The organism is Brevibacillus sp. NPDC003359 (genome assembly GCF_042878995.1).
Lineage (GTDB): Bacteria > Bacillota > Bacilli > Brevibacillales > Brevibacillaceae > Brevibacillus.
This window is the reverse complement of sequence record NZ_JBIAOR010000006.1, coordinates 35963-56547: the sequence shown is the minus strand read 5'-3', so window position 1 is coordinate 56547 and position 20585 is coordinate 35963. Positions and strand designations below refer to the sequence as shown.

The window sequence follows — 20585 nt, the reverse complement described above, 5'->3', positions numbered from 1 at the left end:
TGCTGTATGCAAGATTCCATTACCGCATTATTTGAAGAACAAGTGGAACTTCATCCTGATGCCATTGCATTGGTATACAAAGATGCAAGCTTTACCTACAAGGAGCTTAACAGCAGAGCGAATCAATTGGCGCATTATTTAAAATCGTGCGGGGTAGGAGCAGATAGCCGAGTTGGCTTGTACATGGATCGCTCGTTTGAAATGATCATCAGCATGGTCGCTATATTAAAGGCAGGCGGGGCCTATGTCCCGCTTGACCCTGCCTACCCTGAGCAACGATTGCTTTATATGCTGCAAGATGCAAGCATCACGATTGTGCTGACACAAGAAAGCTTGGTAACCAGACTGCCGGACGGATTGAAAATCGTTTGTCCCGATCTGCAAGCTAGCGAGATCAACAAGGAATCAGATGCGAATGTAGGCGAGAGTACGACTTCGGAAAGCCTAGCCTATTTGATGTATACGTCCGGTTCGACGGGAAATCCCAAAGGGGTACTCATTCCTCATCGAGGAGTGATTCGACTTACGAAGCATGCCTCTTATGTATCGCTCACACCGGAAGAAACTATGCTGCAACTAGCGTCGATCTCATTTGATGCGGCGACCTTCGAAATCTGGGGGAGCTTGCTAAATGGCGCGAAATTGGTGATTTATCCATTTCACGGTCTTTCTCTGGACGAGTTGGGACAAGTGCTGCGTGACGAAAAAATCAGCACGTTATGGCTAACCGCAGGTATTTTTCATCAAATGATCGATTACCGGATCGAAGACTTAAGAGGGGTGCGTCAATTGTTGACTGGCGGAGACATCGTGTCCGCCAAGCATGCGCAACGTGCCTTAGATTTGTTACCGGATACACTGGTGATTAATGGGTATGGCCCGACAGAAAACACGACATTTACTTGCTTTTATCACATAAAACAGAAGAGCGAGATTCAACATTCCGTTCCGATCGGTCGACCAATCAATGATACCGAGGTCTTTATCCTAAATGATAAGCAAAAGCTCGTTTCTGTCGGTCTTGTGGGCGAATTATATGTGGGGGGAAAGGGACTAGCTTTCGGATACTGGAATCGACCAGAGTTGAATCAAGAGAAATTTATTCCGCATCCATTTCAACAAGACCCTGAAGCGCGATTATACAGGACGGGCGACCTGGTGAAATATGTGCCGGGCCGAGGAATCGAATTTATCGGGCGAAAAGATAATCAAGTAAAAATAAGAGGAAACCGGATCGAGCTCGGTGAGATTGTAGCTGTTCTCAACCAGCATGAGAGTGTAAGGGAAGCAGTTGTCCTTGTACATGAATATGGAGCGGATGATAAACGCCTGATTGCCTATATCACGGGAGACGGGGATGTCGATGAATGGAAACGGTATGCGAATGAACAATTGCCGCCTTTCATGGTCCCTTCCTATTTTGTGAAAATGGACGCTTTCCCGCTCACAGCTAACGGGAAGGTAGACCGTCAAGCATTGCCGTTGCCAGAAATGCGCACGATGAAGGATGAATTTGTCGCACCACGTACGGATACGGAGAATAGGATCGCAGAGATTTGGCATGAAATTTTAAAGGTGGAGCGTCTTAGCATCCATGACTCCTTTTTTGATTTAGGCGGACACTCACTGCTTGCGACGCAGGTCATATCCCGTTTGCAGGATGCCTTTCATCTGTTTATCCCGTTGCGCATCTTGTTTGAATGCCCGACGATCGCAAGCTTAGATACAAAAATTATGGAGCTTGGCCGGGATGGCAAAAGAGAACGGACACCAGCTATTGAGAGAGCCTCGCATCGAGACAAGCTGCCATTATCGCATGCCCAGCAGCGACTATGGTTTTTGCATCAATTGGAGCCGGAGAGTACGGCCTATAACGTTCCCCACATGTGGCGTTTAACAGGGCAGTGGAATGTGCATGCGCTGGAAACGGGATGGAATGCGCTTCTTCAACGCCATGACATCTTGCGCACTGTATTTCCGAATGAAGGGGGGCAACCCTTCCAAGCTATTGAACCCTATGTGTATCAAACGTTACCAGTGATCGATCTACGTGAACGACCTGCTGCCGAAAAAGAAGAACAAATTCACGACTATATCGAACAGGAAGCAGACAAAAGGTTTGATCTACAGCGAGGACCTTTGATTCAAGCCAAATTAATCGTCGTCGAAGAGGATGAGTTCCTTTTACTGTGCAGCATGCATCATATCATTACGGATGGCTGGTCTGAAGATATCTTATTGGAAGAATGGCTGGCCTTGTACGAGGAAGTAGAAAGTGGAACACGTGCGGAGCTGCCAGAATTGCCGATTCAATACGCTGATTTCGCGGTATGGCAGCGCGAATGGCTGACGGAAGAAGTGATGGGCCAACAACTCGATTATTGGAAAGCAGAGTTGTCCGGGGAGCTTCCTGTCTTGCAATTGCCGATTGATCGGCCAAGACCAAGCATTCAAACCTATGCTGGAAGTATGCATAAAATTGTACTGGCATCCGAATTGCTTGAGAAGTTAAAAGCGTTCAGTCGGCAAGAGAATACCACCTTATTTATGACCCTGTTGGCCGCTTACCAAGGCTTTTTATCCAGATATACTGGACAAAACGATATTTTGGTGGGCAGCCCCATAGCGAACCGAAATGTAAAGGAAATCGAAGGCTTGATTGGCTTTTTCGTCAATACGCTCGTCTACCGGGCGAACCTTCAAGACAATCCCACGTTCAAGCAATTACTTGCCCAAGTAAAAGAAAAAGCTCTACAGGCACAGGAATATCAAGATGTTCCGTTTGAAAAAATCGTAGAAATGCTACAACTGGAACGCAATACAAGCTACTCCCCGGTATTTCAGACGGTGTTCACATGGGCAGAAATGAAAGCGGACGTTTATCATTCGTGCAGTGGGCAATTAGAAAAAATGCCGGTTCAGATCAATGTGGCGAAATTTGATCTTCAGTTATCCATGGGTGAGTATGAAGACGGCCTTGAGATGAACATGATCTACAACACGGATCTATTTGATCCATCCACGATTGAAAAAATGACAGACCGCTTCGCGCATTGGTTGCAAGAGCTTGTAAGCGCGCCGGATGTGCCGATGGCCTTGCTGGAATTGTTAACCGAGGAAGAACGTCACAAACTCTTACTCGAATGGAATCATACTAGCGGTGACTTTGGAAAAATTGATGTAGCTACAGTCTCCGTGCAAGATTCCATCCCTACATTATTTGAAGAACAAGTGGAGCTTCATCCTGACGCCACTGCATTAGCATACAAAGGCACTAGCCTGTCCTATAGAGAGCTTAATAGCAGAGCGAATCAATTGGCGCATTATTTAAAATCGTGCGGAGTAGGAGCAGATAGCAGAGTAGGCTTGTACATGGATCGCTCGTTTGAAATGATCATCAGTATGGTCGCTATTTTAAAGGCAGGCGGTGCCTATGTCCCGCTCGACCCCGCCTACCCTGAGCAACGATTGCTTTATATGCTGCAAGATGCAAGCATCACGATTGTACTGACAAAAGAAAGCTTGGTATCCAGACTGCCAGATGGATTGAAAATCGTTTGTCCCGATCTGCAAGCTAGCGAGATCACCAAGGAATCAGATGCAAATCTAGGCGAGAGTACGACTTCGGAAAGCCTTGCCTATTTGATGTATACGTCCGGTTCAACAGGAAATCCCAAAGGGGTACTCATTCCTCATCGAGGGGTAATCCGACTTACGAAGCATGCCTCTTATATATCACTCACACCGGAAGAAACCATGCTGCAACTAGCGTCGATCTCATTTGATGCGGCGACCTTCGAAATATGGGGGAGCTTACTAAATGGCGCGAAATTGGTGATTTATCCATTTCACGGTCTGTCCCTGGACGAGTTGGGACAAGTACTGCGTGACGAAAAAATCAGCACGCTATGGCTAACCGCAGGTATTTTTCATCAAATGATCGATTACCGGATCGAAGATTTAAAAGGGGTGCGTCAATTGTTAGCTGGCGGCGACATCGTGTCCGCCAAGCATGCGCAACGTGCCTTGGATCTGTTACCAGATACACTGGTGATTAACGGGTATGGCCCGACAGAAAACACGACATTTACTTGCTATTATCCTATAAAAAATAAGAGCGCAATCCAGCACTCCGTTCCGATAGGTCGACCGATCGATGATACAGAGGTGTATATCTTAAGCGAAATGTTAAAGGTAGTTCCTGACGGCCTCGTGGGCGAATTGTATGTGGGCGGCAAGGGGCTAGCTTTCGGATACTGGAATCGACCGGAGATGAACCAAGAGAAATTTATTCCGCATCCGTTTCATCCAGACCCTGAAGCGAGATTATATAGGACGGGCGACCTGGTGAAATATGTACCGGATCGAGGGATCGAATTTATCGGTCGAAAAGATAATCAAGTGAAAATAAGAGGGAACCGTATCGAGCTTGGTGAGATCGTAGCTGTTCTCAACCAGCATGAGAGTGTGAGGGACGCAGTTGTCCTTGTACATGAATATGGATCGGATGATAAACGCCTGATTGCTTATATCGCGGGAGACGGGGATGTCGATGAATGGAAAACGTATGCGAGTGAACAACTGCCTTCTTTCATGGTCCCTTCCTATTTTGTGAAAATGGACGCTTTCCCGCTTACAGCTAACGGAAAGGTAGACCGTCAAGCATTGCCATTGCCAGAAATGCGCACGATGAAGGAGGAATTTGTCGCACCGCGTACCGCGACAGAGAATAGGATCGCATCGATTTGGCGTGAAGTTTTAAAAACGGAAACGGAACGATTGAGTATCCACGATTCCTTTTTCGATTTGGGCGGACACTCGTTGCTTGCGACGCAGGTCATTTCCCGTTTGCAGGAAGCCTTCCAGCTGTCTATCCCGTTGCGCATCTTGTTTGAATGCCCGACGATCGCACGCCTAGATGCCAAAATCATGGAGCTTGGCCGGGATGGCAAAAGAGAACGGACACCAGCTATTGCGAGAGCCTCGCATCGAGAAAAGCTGCCGCTATCTCATGCCCAGCAGCGTCTATGGTTTTTACATCAATTGGAACCGGAGAGTACGGCCTATAACGTTCCTCACATGTGGCGTTTAACAGGGCAGTGGAATGTGCATGCGCTGGAAACGGGATGGAATGCGCTTCTGCAACGCCATGACATCTTGCGTACTGTTTTTCCGAATGATGGGGGTCAACCTTTCCAAGTCATTGAACCCTATGTGTATCGAACGTTGCCAGTGATCGATCTACGGGATCGAACTGCTGCCGAAAGAGAAGAGCAAATCTACGATTCTATCATGCAGGAAGCAGACAAAAGGTTTGATCTACAGCGAGGACCTTTGATTCAAGCCAAATTAATCGTCGTTGAAGAGGATCAGTTCCTTCTGGTGTGCACCATGCATCATGTCATTACGGATGGCTGGTCTGAAGATATCTTATTGGAAGAATGGCTGGCCTTTTACGAGGAGGCAGAGAACGGAACACGTGCGGAGTTACCAGAGTTGCCGATTCAATACGTTGATTTTGCTGTATGGCAGCGCGAATGGCTGACGGATGAAGTGATGGGCCAACAACTCGACTATTGGAAAGCGGAGTTATCTGGGGAGCTTCCTGTCTTGCAATTGCCGATTGATCGACCAAGACCAAGCATTCAAACCTATGCCGGAAGTATGCATAAGATGGTGCTGGCATCCGAACTGCTTGAGAAGTTAAAAGCGTTCAGTCGGCAAGAGAATTCCACCTTATTTATGACCCTGATGGCTGCTTATCAAGGCTTTTTATCCAGATATACCGGACAAAACGATATTTTAGTGGGCAGCCCCATAGCGAACCGAAATGTAAAGGAAATCGAAGGCTTGATTGGATTTTTCGTCAATACGCTCGTCTATCGGGCGAATTTTCAAGACAATCCAACGTTTAAGGAACTGCTTGCCCAGGTAAAAGAAAAAGCCCTTCAGGCACAGGAGTACCAGGATGTCCCGTTTGAAAAAATCGTAGAAATGCTACAACTGGAGCGCAATACAAGCTACTCTCCGGTATTTCAGACGGTGTTCACATGGGCTGAAATGAAAGCGGATGTCTATCATTCATCCAGTGGGCAATTAGAAAAAATGCCGGTTCAGATCAATGTGGCGAAATTCGATCTTCAGTTATCCATGGGTGAGTCCGAGGATGGCCTTGAAATGAACATGATCTACAACACGGATCTATTTGATCCATCGACGATTGAAAAAATGACAGACCACTTCGCGAATTGGTTGCAAGAGCTAGTGAACGCACCGGATGTGCCGATGGCCTTGTTAGAATTGTTGAGCGAGGAAGAACGTCACAAAATCCTCGTGGAGTGGAATGATACAGCAGTCGCCATTCCGGAGAATACATGCCTGCATGATTTGTTTATCGAGCAAGCAAAAAAGACACCGGAACTCATAGCAGCCGAATATGGCAGTGAAAAAATGACCTATCAAGAACTGGATAGACGTTCTAACCAGTTGGCGCACTACCTGACCATGCTGGGTGTTGGACCTAATACGCCTGTTGGGATATGTATGAATCGTTCCATGGAGCTTGTCATTTCGATTCTCGGCATCGTAAAGGCTGGCGGAGCATTTCTCCCCTTGGATACAGAGATGCCTCAAGCCAGGATGACGAAACTGTTGGAAAGCTCCAGAACCAACATTTGTATATCTGAGCCGGAGTTTATGAACCTGTTTGGACAAGCCGCTCATGTTAGATGTATAGATTCCCAAGCGGAAAAAGAAAAAATAGCAAGCATGCCGGAGGGATTACCGGAGCAAACCGTAAAGCCGACAGATTTGGTTTCGATTTATCACACTTCAGGTTCGACGGGAAATCCGAAAGGCGTTGAAAACCTCCATTATGGTTGGGTAAATCGCATCTTATGGATGCAGCGACAACATGGCTTGGAGCAGGGAGAGTCTGTCCTGCAAAAAACTACATTAACCTTTGATGATGCAGCCGTTGAGTTTTTTTGGCCATTGTCTGTAGGGGGAAGGATATCACTCTTGGAACCATGGCTGCATCGGGACCCTGAGGCGATTATCAAGGCTGCCATTCACTATCAAGCTGCGTGTATTCAATTCGTACCGAGCATGCTCAATATGTTTGTGGACGCCCTTGCTCCAGAGGATGCATCCAACTTGCACAAATTAAAAAATGTCATCTCCAGTGGTGAGGCGCTATTACCCGAAACAGTAGGCAAATTCTTTAAAAAGCTAAATGCCAAACTCCATAATACCTGGGGGGCCACAGAAGTATCGATCGACTCCACCATTTATACATGCTCGCCAACGGACGTGCTGGAAAAGGATTGTGTGAGTGTAGGCAAGCCGATTGATAACAACAGAGTCTATGTTCTTGACCAAAATAGGAAGGCTGTCCCAATTGGCGTCATTGGCGACCTTTATATTGGTGGCATTGGTTTGGCCAGAGGCTATCTGCATAATAGCGAGAAAACCCAAGAAGTATTTATGGAGAATCCGTTTGTACTAGGGGAAAGAATATATCGAACCGGAGACAAGGGGTACTTCCTGCCTTCGGGCAACATTAAATTCGTAGGTAGACAAGATAATCAAATCAAGATTAGAGGCATGCGGGTTGAATTGGGTGAAATTGAATCCACATTAAGCAGACATCCGTCCGTTCGTGAAGTAGCCGTTATTTCTGTGAAAAACGACAGGTCAGCTACCGAATTGGCTGCTTATATCGTGGGGGACGGGGATGTAAACGAATGGCGGGCATTCCTGAAGGAGCATTTGCCTGCTTATATGATTCCAACTTATTTCATGAAGTTGGACAGCACTCCTAAAACCACGAGTGGAAAAATTGACCGAAATAGACTGGAACTTCCAGTTATGAAAACAAGCGATTTCTCGATCATCGAGCCGCGCACAATACCTGAGGAACTTATACACTCCATCTGGTGCGATATATTGCAGGTGGATCAGATTTCGATCAAGGACTCATTCTTTGATAGGGGGGGACATTCCTTATTGGCTACGCAAGTCGTTTCCCGCATGCGAACCGTTTTTGGGATGGACATACCATTGCGCACGATATTTGAGTTTCCCACAATTGAAGCGATTGCCGCTCGTATATTCGAGATGAAGCAAGGCAGCGAGACGAATACCCGCATCCATGAAGTATCACGAGTGGAAAATCAGACGGATGTCTCCTTATTCGAAGTATCTCACGGGCAAAGAAGACAATGGTTCCATGCAAAATTCAGTGATCAAGAAGCAGTAGGAGGGGTTTACCTCTTTGAAGTAGCTGGTCCCGTTGATAGTCATTCTATGCACAGGTCTATGGCGCTTATGTTTGAACGTCACAGAATCATGCGCACGACGATTATAGAAAACGAAGGGCAATTGTATCAAAAAGTGCATGACGACCTTGAGGTGGAGAATGCGTTTATAGATTTGTCTTCATTATCTGTGACGGAAGGCGAGCAGCGCATCAAAATGGATTTGCAAGCTGCTCTGTACAAGCCATTTGATTTTTCGCGAGAGTCTTTCTTCCGGATGACTTTGTATCGAGTCACATCAACGAAGCATTTCTTGATCTTGAGCGCTCATCATATTGGATTTGATGGCTGGTCATTAGATGTGTTTATGAATGATCTGGCGGACATTTATCAACAAATAAAGAATGGTGTGCAAAGGGAGTTCTCCAAACCACTGGATTATATGGATTACACCTTGTGGCAGCAAACAAGACTACAAAATGGAGAATTAAATCGACAACGGGACTATTGGTTAAAACAGCTGCAACAAAATGTAGATGCACCGTTCATACCGCGAGAGACACAATCGTTCACACACGGCAGCCGAATTTCTAACGTAGCATCACTTCCCATTGAGCAAGTGACGGGACAATCGCTTTTAGAATTGACGCGAATGGCTGGTGGTACCGTCTATACGAGCTTGCTGACGGCGATCAACATCTGGCTGTCACTCCTCACGGATCAAACCATCATTACTGTCGGATCTACATTATCTGGCCGTACGCAGACTGACCTCGAAGGAATTATTGGGCCTTTAATCAATCCGGTCGCCATGCGTACAGACTTATCTGGCAACCCGACTGTATTGGAAATGATGAACAGAACAAGAGAAACCGCATATGGTGCGTACGAGAATCAAGAGTATCCGTACAATTTGGTCGTAGAGGATCAGCTAGCTGCCACAGGCGATAAGAAGAGTTTGTATTCCATTGTTTTTATTGGACAACACGTATCGAACAATTCGCCTGAATCAGATGAAATTACCTTTACGGAATGTTCGTTAAGACGTTTTCTGGATGAAACGATTATCAAAACATATGAAGGCAGTCACTTCGTTCAAGATGATCAATTGGATATGATGTTATTTTTGTCCACGCGTCATGACCAACTGACGTTAACTGCACATTACAACACGGAAGCATTCAGCGAGAATGCCATGGATACGTTACTGGATCAGCTAAAGCATGTCATCTGCCAAATGATTGATAATCCAATGCAGCGCTTGTCTCAAATAAACGTGGTTGAAGAATATGATTTCAATGAACTATTCAGCTAACGAGTTTATGGCTGTTGGGGCATGCTGGTGAGAGCCGCATGCCCCAACCATTACGCAGCTGCGTATCGGGGAGACGACGAATGATGGATAAAACTTTTATCAAAACCATCCCTCTGTCTGAGGCTCAAAAGGATTACTATCTACACTATTTGGTCTATCCAATGAGTCCATATTATCAGGAGCAGTATCTGTTCCAATTCGAAAGTCGATTGGATGTATCGGTTACGATCCGTACTCTTTACGAGATCGTGAAACGCCACGAAATCTATCGTTCCATTTTTGTTTTGGAAGACGAGCCCATCCAAAAAGTATATAGCGAGCCTGTACTGGATTTTGAACATGTGTCTTCCGCTACCTGGGACGACACGATGATTAGAGAATATTTCAACCAGGAGTTCAGCAAGCCATTTAAGCTGGAAGAGGGGCCGTTATTTAGTTGCAGATTGCTGGATGATAAAGAAAGCGGCAGTATTTTAAGCTTCAAGTATCACCATATCTGCTTTGATGGGTGGAGTGTCTCGCTCACGCTCGATGAATTTACGAGGATCTACCAACTACTGATAACGGGCAATGATCACGAGTTGCAACCACAAATACACCAATACGCGGACTTTGTGGAGTGGGAGCAGAATTACATAGCTAGCCAAGAAGGCGAAGCTGCGAGAGCTTTTTGGAAAAAGAAATTGGGTGGAACTCTTGAGAGGTTGGAAGTACCGGCAGATAAAGAACGTCCAAGTACCCCTTCGTTTAAAGGAGGGATATCATTCTTTACGTTTACCCGCGAACTCCGGGATGAGTTGATTGCTTATCATAAAAATAATAAATATCCTACGGATGTCATTTATTTATCCCTTTTTAGTGCTTTTCTTAATCGGATTGCTGGACAAGATGACATCATTGTTGGCGTACCGAGATACGGCAGGCCAAAAAGAGAGTTTCATATGATCATGGGACCGTGTATGGTGATGCTTCCCCTGCGAATCAAAATTCCAAAGAACAGCTCGCTACGTGAGTTGGCAAAGCTGATTCATGAAGAGTTGTCTTTATGTTCACAGTATCAAAACTATCCACTTTCTTTGATTACAGCAGAATTGCAATATGAGCGCGATAAAAAATATGCTTCCTTTTTTTCAACGGCTTTCGTCCATCAAAAAGCGATTAAGCAAGACGCAGCCATGATGCTGGGCAATGCGCAAAATACTTTTCATAGCAATGGTCTTTCCGTAAGCACTTATCCGATTGGTAAAGATGTATCCCAATATGATTTATGTTTGGTCGTTGAAAAGGACAACCATCATGACATATTGGCAGGATTCGAATACAATTCGGATATTTTGGAGGAAGAAACCATTGCCAAATGGGTTGCTGACTTTGAACGCACCAGTCTTTATCTTTTGAAAAATGATTGCGAGAGCATCTCTGTACATGCAGACAAGACCAACGATTGGATGAAGAGCTTTGCCGATTTGTCTTCCCTCAAGATATTACCGGAGGACATCATCCCGCTCGCTACCGACTCAAAAAAGTTCGAGCAAGAGACGTTTGAATGGGCATGCTTGCAGGAGACTGGGATATCTCGTCTGGCTGAAGCTTGGGATACCTCGTCCTATTCGATTCTTATGACCGCGTTTCTCGTGCTTTTGTATGCGGAAACGGAGAGGGAGGATGTGGCTTTGGCATTTCGTGCGGGGTGGGACGAGTACGAGGATGTCCCAAGCGCCTTGCTTTTACGAGCTGATCTGTCAGGCAATCCGCTACTTGGCGATTTGGTTTTGCAAGTACAAAGTAAGTTAAAAGAAGCCCATTATCATCAAGCGTCCTTTCCGAAACCTCACGAGCCTCAACTCTTATTTGAAATGAGTGACAACGAATATCCCTCCACGATTGATTTTCAATTCCGCATCTATGAATCTAACGATCACATAAATGGCGCCATTACCTATCATGCGAATGTATTCAAGAGGGAGACTGTGCAACGGATCTGCACCCAATATGAATACTTGTTGGAAAGTGTGACAGCCGAGCCGCATCAAAGAATCCGCGAGATTGTCAGTCATCTGAACAGCCAATTCTTGACCAGTGATGATTTTGAACAATTATTTCTGTAGCGAAAGAGGTGCACTGGCTTGAAGCATTTAACAAAAGAAAACGTACTGGAAGTCATAGAGCTCTCCATGGTGCAAAAGCAATTATTACACCATAAAAAGATTACAACCATGCGCTATCTCATCGAGGAGCGTCTCGAACTGGAAAGCGTTCAAGAAACGTGGAAAGAATTAGTCAGCCAGACGCCAGTGATGCGAACGGTTTTCCGCCAGCTCAAAAATAAACATGTACAAGTCGTATTGAAAGAGCTCCCCATTCCCATTGACTGGCACGATGTACGGGAGTTATCTCCTGAACAGCAAGAGCAAGTGTATCTCTCTACGCTTACATCCCATCAGGAGCCCATTCCGTATGAGGAGGGGCCATTAATCCGGGTATCTATTTTGCAGATGAACGCCAATCAATCCGTCCTCATCTGGACCCATCATGCATTATGCATGGACGATGCCAGTCGTGAGCTTCTTGTAGCGGAATGGCTGAAACGGCTACGGGGCACCCAGCCAGCTGTTGACCAGCGAGCCGCATTCAAAGAGTACGTTGCTTGGGAGTCAAGTCAAGATGGCTCCAAAGTAAAAAACTTTTGGACAGATAAATTCCAAGGCTATGAAAGCGAGTCAGTGTTTTATCCGGTACAAGGGGCACAGAAGGAAGCAAGTCAACCGACCAGTTGCAACGTTGATCTTTCCGAAGTGTTAACCACGTCCATCAAAAGGATGGCATTCGAGCAGCGTGTATCCATAGAGGCAATCTTTCAGGCTGCTTGGCTCCTCTTGGAGAATATGTACAGTGGCGAGGACAAGCTGGTCATTGGCGTTACCGTCTCTGGCAGACCCGAAACATGGAAAGAGGCGAAGAACATTATTGGGCCACTGGCTCACAGCTTACCTGTCTTCCTGACAGTGCATGCAAATCAAAAAGTGCGTGATGTCGTAAAGGAAGTCGAGGAAAGCTGGGAACAACTGCAGCAACATGAAATGGCCACACTAGATATGGTCCGTAACTACGCAGGTGTCCGAGAAGCTGATCTTATATTTGGAACGACACTGACGATACGGAACGGTGCAGAAGATCACCAGGAATCTGCGATGCTTTATCGCGGCGGTCTCCAATCAGTGGAGATAGTCGTGACGGTCGGGCAGCTCATGAAGATTCAATTGTTCCATGAGAATGCGTCCTCCAAGAGCGATCTGGAAAGACTACAGTCACATTACATCCATATGCTCGAACAGATTTGCTCAGAGGTAGACATGAAAATTACCGATCTGAACATCGTGACGGATGAAGAACAAAAGATCATGACAAAGGTGATGGGCAATTTTGTAAAGTCGAATCGCAGTATGGAGCAATGGGCCCAGCAAATCATAGAAGAGCAGGTAGAGCGCAATCCTGACGCTGTTGCTGCTATCGATTGGAAGCAATCCATCACCTACCAGGAATTGAATGATGATGCGAACCGATTGGCGCATTGGCTCCGAAGGCAAGGATTTGGCCGAAATGATCTTGCTTGCCTATTTGCAGAGAGAAGCATCGAAATGCTGATTAGCATCTTGGCTGTGCTGAAAGCAGGAGGGGCCTATGTCCCGCTTGATACGGCCCATCCCGATCAACGACTCCTTACGATTCTCGATAACAGCAAAGCCAAGGTCTTACTGACTGAGGCGCGTTTCCAATCGCGCAGCATGACCTTGGCAGATAGATTGGAGCACAAGCCGGTCGTGTTTTGCCTAAACAAGGGGGACGGTGGAAGCCCGGACATCTCTTCTTTGCAAGCATCGGATACAACGAATCCTGAGATCATCAATGCGCATGATGATTTGGCAAACGTCTTTTTTACCTCAGGCTCCACTGGTATGCCGAAAGGGGCAATGATCGAGCATAGCGGCATGCTGAATCATCTGTATGCAAAAATGGATGCCCTTGGACTGAATGAAGACAGCATCGTAGCGCAAAATGCTTCCCATTGCTTTGATATATCGGTGTGGCAATTCCTGGCTCCCTTGATGGCAGGGGGAAAGCTTGTTATTTACGACAACGAGACGGCTACTGATCCAGATGCATTGCTCAAAGCCTTGAATCGAGACGGTGTCACCGTGATTCAGATGGTACCGGCGATGATAGAAGCTTTGCACAATGCTGCACTGACTCTCCCGCCGGAACAACATGCGTTGCCTCAATTGCAATACATGATCTCTACCGGAGAGGGATTGCCAGTTACCCTGTGCAAAAAGTGGCAAGACCTGTATCCCGATGTGATTGTAGTGAACACGTATGGAGCTACGGAGTGCTCAGATGATACGATGCATGAAATCATTGATCGTTCGTATGCGCATGATGATTATCCTTATGTGGCGTTGGGAAGCTCGATCGCCAATATGAAGCACTATGTGCTGGACAAATGGATGCGCTCCGTTCCGGTTGGGTGTGTCGGGGAAATCTACATCTCGGGAACTGGCGTAGGGCGGGGGTATCTCCATGATGCCGAACGCACAGAGCTAGCATTTTCAGAAAATCCATTTTTGCAGGATAGAAAAGAACGGCTGTATAAAACAGGCGATTTGGGACGTTATTTGTCAAATGGGAGACTCGTATTTGTTACGCGTGCAGATTTTCAGGTGAAAGTACGCGGACATCGCATAGAGCTCGGCGAGATAGAAAATGCCCTTTTACGTCACACGCTGGTGAGACAGTGTGTAGCGGTTGCACGGGAAGATGAAAATGGGCAGAACCGAATGGTTTGCTATGTGGTCATGCATGAACAGCAGAGTGAACATGAGCTGCAAGTCTATCTCAGAACGACCTTGCCGGAGTATATGGTTCCGGAGCGAATCGTCATTCTGGATGTAATGCCACTGAATCGCAATGGAAAAGTAGACAAAAAGGCATTGCCAGAGACAGACGTGATTCAAAAGAAGCCAGAAGCTTTCGTCGCTCCGCGCAATGATCTGGAACGAAGCTTGGCAGCTATCTGGCGTACCGTGCTAAACATAGAGGACATTGGGATAGACGATGACTTTTTCCAGCTTGGCGGGCATTCCATGAAAACCATTCAGGTTCGCTTGCGCATGAAAAGAGAGATGGGCATAGAAGTTACCATCAAGGACTTATTCGAGCATCGAACCATTCGGGAGTTATCCTCCCTGTTTCATCACGAGGAAGCACTGTCCGCAGGAGAGCTCCGTACGCATCAAGATCAATCAACGATCCCAAAGGCAAAAGAGCAAGTGTATTACCCGGTTTCACACGCGCAGAGGAGACTGTTTTTTATTCAGCAGCTAGAGCCTGAGAATACGGCTTATAATATGCCGACGATCTACCATATCACGGGACCATTGAAGGAGCGTATCCTGCATCAGGCATTCGGGGTGCTGGTGAAAAGACATGAAGTGTTGCGAACACAATTCCTGTTAAGAGACGGACGCCCCGTTCAACAGGTGCTGCCGAGTAATGACTTCACCTATGCATTTGTCGATCTTTCCAAGGAGTCCGAAGCATCGAAGCAAGAAGCGATTGATCTGGTTATCCAAAAAGAGACGGAAACCAGCTTTGATTTTGACTGGGATACATTATTTCGGGTGAAGTTATGTAAGGTTGCGGAAGAAAAATACGTTTTGTTAATGAACATGCATCACATGATCAGTGATCAATGGTCATGGGGTATTTTAATGAAGGATTTCAGCACACTCTACGAATCCTTGCATCAAGGGATGGAGCCCGTATTGCCGGAATTGAGTATCCAATATAAAGATTACGCAGTCTGGCAAAATGATTCGATCCATCATGGAGAGCTGGGGGAATCAGAAGCGTATTGGCTGAAGACATTCGAAAAAGAGATTCCCGTATTGGACTTGCCGACAGATTATCAACGCGAGCCTGTACAAACGTATTTTTCGGCAATGGAATCTTATCGGATTCCGGAAAAAACGTTTAGTCGCATGCGAGAGATTGCTCAGCAACAGGATGCATCCATGTTTATGGTGATTTTATCAACGATAGGCTTATGGCTGTCCAAGCTGACCAATCAACAGGATATCATTATCGGTACTCCGGAGGCTGGCCGGAACCACATGGATATTGAAGAGGTCATTGGATTTTTTATTAACACACTCCCTTTGAGACTGGAAGTCAATCAGGAGCATACCTTCATCGAGGCGTTACACGTTTGGCGCCAGCAAGCACTGGAGTCTTACATGCATCATGAGTATCCATTCGATAAATTGGTCGAAAAAATTAATCCGGAAAGAGATGTTAGCCGCAATCCTATTTTTTCTTTTATGTTCCAATATATCGAAAAAACGGAAGAGGAAAATAAAATCAATGGCTTGGAAATGACAGCTGTTGAATCCTATAATTCCATGACGAATTTCGATTTATCGCTCGTATGCATGGATATAGAAAATGGGGCGGGTTTGACTGTCGAATATCGTACGGATTTATTTAAGCCGGAAACTGTCCAACGGATGCTCAGATATTTGGGCAACATCATCGAACAGGTAGCCATTCAACCAGATATTCATTTCAAGCATATCGAATTATTGTCAGTGGAAGAAAAACAGGCAATGATCTCTGCCTATAAGGAAGTTCTTTTTACCAATGGGGATGACCATAAAACGATCATCGAGCTGTTCGAGGAGCAAACGGAGAGAACTCCGGATCGAATTGCTCTCGTTTTTGAAGAGCAAGAACTGTCTTATTCAGAACTGAATAAACGGGTGAATCAACTGGCGCGGACATTGGTAGCTGCGGGCGTCCATGCGAATCAATTGGTGGGTATCATCGCAGAACGGTCTATAGAGATGATCGTTGGCGTATTGGCGATAGTGAAAGCTGGTGGAGCCTACGTCCCTATTGACCCTGATTATCCGGAAGAGCGCATTAGGTACATGTTGGAGCATTCGGGAGCAGAGGTTTTGCTATTGCATCAGTCGGTACGCAGTAAAGTGAATGCTGACAAAAAAATGATCATGCTTGACGACGATGAGTCCTATCATCAGGACAACACGAATCTGGGGTTACCTGTTCAGTTTGACCAACTTGCTTATGTGATTTATACGTCAGGCACTACGGGAACACCAAAGGGAGTCATGATTGAACACCGACAGCTTCATTCGCTTGCGCAGGCATGGAAACAAGAATACAAGCTGGATGAATTCCCCGTCAGGAGTTTGCAATGGGCAAGTTTTTCTTTTGATGTGTTTACTGGCGATTATATTAGATGTTTGTTAAACGGTGGGAAACTGGTTATTTGCCCAAAAGATTCGAGAGTGGATTTGGAGCGTCTTTACCACTTGATGGATAAGCATGAAATTAATCTGTTTGAATCGACTCCCGTTCTGGTGATTCCTTTCATGGACTATCTCTATGAAAATGGGCTCAACATAGACTTCATGAAAATATTGATTCTTGGCTCGGATCAATGCCCGTTACATGCCTTTCACAAGCTAGTCGATCGATACGGAAGCACAATGAGAATCTTAAACAGCTATGGAGTGACGGAGGCTACCATTGATTCCTCCTATTATGAAAGAGATAAACAGCAAGATTACAAATTTTTGCCGATTGGCAAGCCATTGCCAGGGGTGAAGATGTATATTCTTGACGCCCATTTTCATGTGCAGCCTGTGGGTGTCCCAGGAGAACTGTATATCGGAGGCCAGGGAGTAGGAAAAGGATATTTCAAACGACCAGATTTGACGAATGAAAAATTCGTTCCCAATCCGTTTTGTATCGGCGAAAACATGTATAAGACAGGAGATATGGCTCGATGGCTTCCCAGCGGAGATATTGAATTTTTAAGGAGATTGGATAATCAGGTAAAAATACGCGGGAATCGAATCGAATTGGAAGAAATAGAAGCGAAATTACGAAAAATGGGCGATATTCGCGACGCGGTTGTTATCGCTAGAGCAGATGAATCCGGTCAAAAAAGGCTGGTTGCATTCTATGTAGCTGCAAAAGCTGTGGAATCGAACGTATTGAAAGAGTCATTACGAAAGTCGTTACCGGCATTTATGGTTCCATCCCATTTTGCTCAGCTAGATGAAATACCAGTAACGCCGAATGGAAAGATTGATCGAAAAGCGCTAGTGGATATCAACATCGTATTGCAGAGTGAAAAGGAGTATGTGGAGCCTAAAACGGAAACGGAGAAGATATTGGTAGCAGTGTGGCAAGACGTTTTACATGAGAAAAAGATTGGTATTTTGGATCATTTCTTTGAACTTGGTGGCGACTCTATCAAATCCATTCAAGTATCCTCGCAATTAGCGGCTTTGGGATACAAGATGGAAATTCGGGATCTTTTCAAATATCCAACAATCGCAGAACTGAGTACAAAACTGAAACCGCTGAATAGGAAAATTGACCAGAAGGATATGGAAGGCGTTGTACCGTTGACCCCAATACAGCATTGGTTGATTCAAGAACATAGTCAGCATCTCCATCACTATAACCAATCTTTTGTGTTGTACCGCGAAGAGCCGTTTGACGAGGGGATGGTTCGCAAAGTTATCAATAAGCTCGTACAGCACCATGATGCGCTGCGAATGATTTTCCGCCAAACCAAGACTGGCTATGAAGCTTATAATCGAGGCGTCAACATTATCGACTTGTATAGTCTGGAGATTTGGGACTATCAAAATAAGAATGGATCTGAGATAGAACAAGAGATGGACTTGAAATGCAGTGAAATTCAATCGAGGCTTAACATTTTTGATGGCCCATTAATGAGGCTAGGGTTATTTCAATGCTTGGATGGCGATCACTTGCTTATTGCTGTTCACCATTTAGTCGTAGATGGAGTATCATGGCGCATTTTAATCGACGACTTCAAAACAGCTTATGGGCAGCTCCTCCGTAACGAAGAGATTCGGTTGCCTTTAAAAAGTGATTCATTCCTGCTATGGGCGCAACAATTGAACGAGTATGCCAATAGCGAAAGGCTCGAGCAAGAGCGTGAATATTGGAATCGAATCGAGGAGAGAGACACGCAATCGTTGCCAACGGATTACGATGAGCAAAAACCGCTTCGGAAAACAACCAGGACCAAAACGGTCACGATGGATCAGCAGCAAACTGAGCAATTGCTAAAACAAGCCAATCGTGCCTATCAGACGGAAATCGATGAACTTTTGTTGGCTGCTATTGGAATGGGCTTTAAAAAATGGGCAAATATCGATCGCGTCGTTTTGAATATGGAAGGGCATGGTAGGGAGTCGATTCTACCAGATCTGAACATTAACCGCACAGTGGGATGGTTCACTAGTGAATATCCAGTGATGGTAGATGTCGGGAACGAAATGAATCCGTCAGCTATCCTTCCTAAAATCAAAAAAGATGTACGACGAATACCGCATAAAGGAATTCACTACGGTGTATTGAAATATTTGTCCGCAAAATCGCCAAACACCACCATGAATGTACATCCTGAGGTCAGTTTTAATTATTTGGGACAATTTGATATGGATCGAAAAGAAAAGGATGACGACATTCAATTGTCCACATTCTCAGGTGGAGAATCAATGAGTCTGGAGCAGTCCCGGGAATGCAAGATTGACATTGAGTGCGTGGTGTTGAATGGAAGCTTTCACTTTATGGTAGCTTACAGCGAGGCACAGTATAAAACGGAAACCATCGAACGACTTACTGCATGCCTCCAGGATAGTCTAAGGGAAGTCATCCAACACTGCATGATGAAATTGCGCAACAATCCTGACCACGAAATCGCTGGAGAATGGGTAGATTTTGAAGCAGTGATAGACGGATTTTTCGACTCTTCTACGATGGATGATCTTCCTGGCGCAATTGCGGTGGTAGTCCAACATGGTCAAGTAAAAGTAAAAAAAGCCTACGGTTACGCCAATCTATCAGAGAAAGTGCCCATGAGTGCGGATGAAACCGTAATTAAGGTAGGTTCGATATCCAAACTCGTAACAATCGCTGCCATTATGAAGCTTGTGGAGCAAGGGCTGATTGGATGGAACGAGGATGTCCAGCAATACCTCGATATGGAAATTCCGAGAAGGGTTGAGGGACCACTAACGGTAGAACATTTACTTAGTTACACAACAGGGTTTGACGAGCCAGACGCGGGAAATGATCAAAGCTATAATTTTGGCGGGCGTGACTCCCAAACGTTACGAGAATATGTTCACCGCTATATGCCAACCGTTATTTACAAACCTGGCGAACAATATGGGAATGAGAATTTTGCCTTTATGCTGGCGGGTTATCTTGTGGAAAGAGTTACGGGAGTTCCCTTTGACCGCTATGTTAGTGAGCATTTCTTTACGCCTCTCGAAATGACAAACAGCAGTTTTCTATTACAACCAGAATTAGAGGAGAAAATGGCCATGGGCTATGATCTGGAAAATCAGGCCGTGCAAAAGTACGATTTCAGCCCTGCAATCTCACCAGACGGCAGCATGCTCTCCACGGGGAACGATATCGCAACATTTATGCTGGCTCTCTTAAGTGGAGGCGCTTATGGAAAAGAAAGAATTTTAGAGGTGGATTCGGTAGGCAAAATGTTCTCCAGTAACTCGGTACCTCATCCAAAAGGGACATATACAGGGTATGGATTCACGGTAAAATTCCACCCAGAATACGTACATGAGAATATTTTGGCGAAGGCAGGCGAGGTGATTGGCTTTAACTCATTTATGTGGTTCCTGCCAGAAAAACAATTGGGGGTATTTATTAGCGCAAATAAAAGTCAGTTCAATAAAATTGAATTTTTCGATTACTTCATGAAGCAGTATCGTCCTGCGGTAGCGATCACTATGTAAATCATGTGTTTCCCTGTAGTCAAGCTGTGCTCCAGGTAAAAGAACAAGCGAGGGCCGCTGCCATCATGCTGATGAATCAGACGGTAAGTAATCGCAGCGGCTCTTCTAAAACGATATGTAGCA

3 protein-coding genes are annotated in these 20585 nt (G+C 45.5%); all 3 read left to right on the top strand.

All coding sequences use genetic code 11. The annotated features are described in order from the left end of the window. Positions 1-6 precede the first annotated feature (6 nt). On the top strand, positions 7-9573 hold the full coding sequence (locus ACFYU8_RS17220; protein ID WP_390301251.1) for an amino acid adenylation domain-containing protein: 9567 nt from the start codon (positions 7-9) through the stop codon (positions 9571-9573). Positions 9574-9653: 80 nt separating this feature from the next. Beyond that, the gene (locus ACFYU8_RS17215; protein ID WP_390301254.1) at positions 9654-11681 is read left to right on the top strand and encodes a condensation domain-containing protein; all 2028 of its coding nucleotides are present in this window, start codon (positions 9654-9656) and stop codon (positions 11679-11681) included. An 18-nt stretch (positions 11682-11699) separates the two neighbouring features. Next, positions 11700-20462: a non-ribosomal peptide synthetase gene (locus ACFYU8_RS17210; protein WP_390301258.1), complete on the top strand. Its 8763-nt coding sequence runs from the start codon at positions 11700-11702 to the stop codon at positions 20460-20462. The last annotated feature ends 123 nt before the right edge of the window (positions 20463-20585 follow it).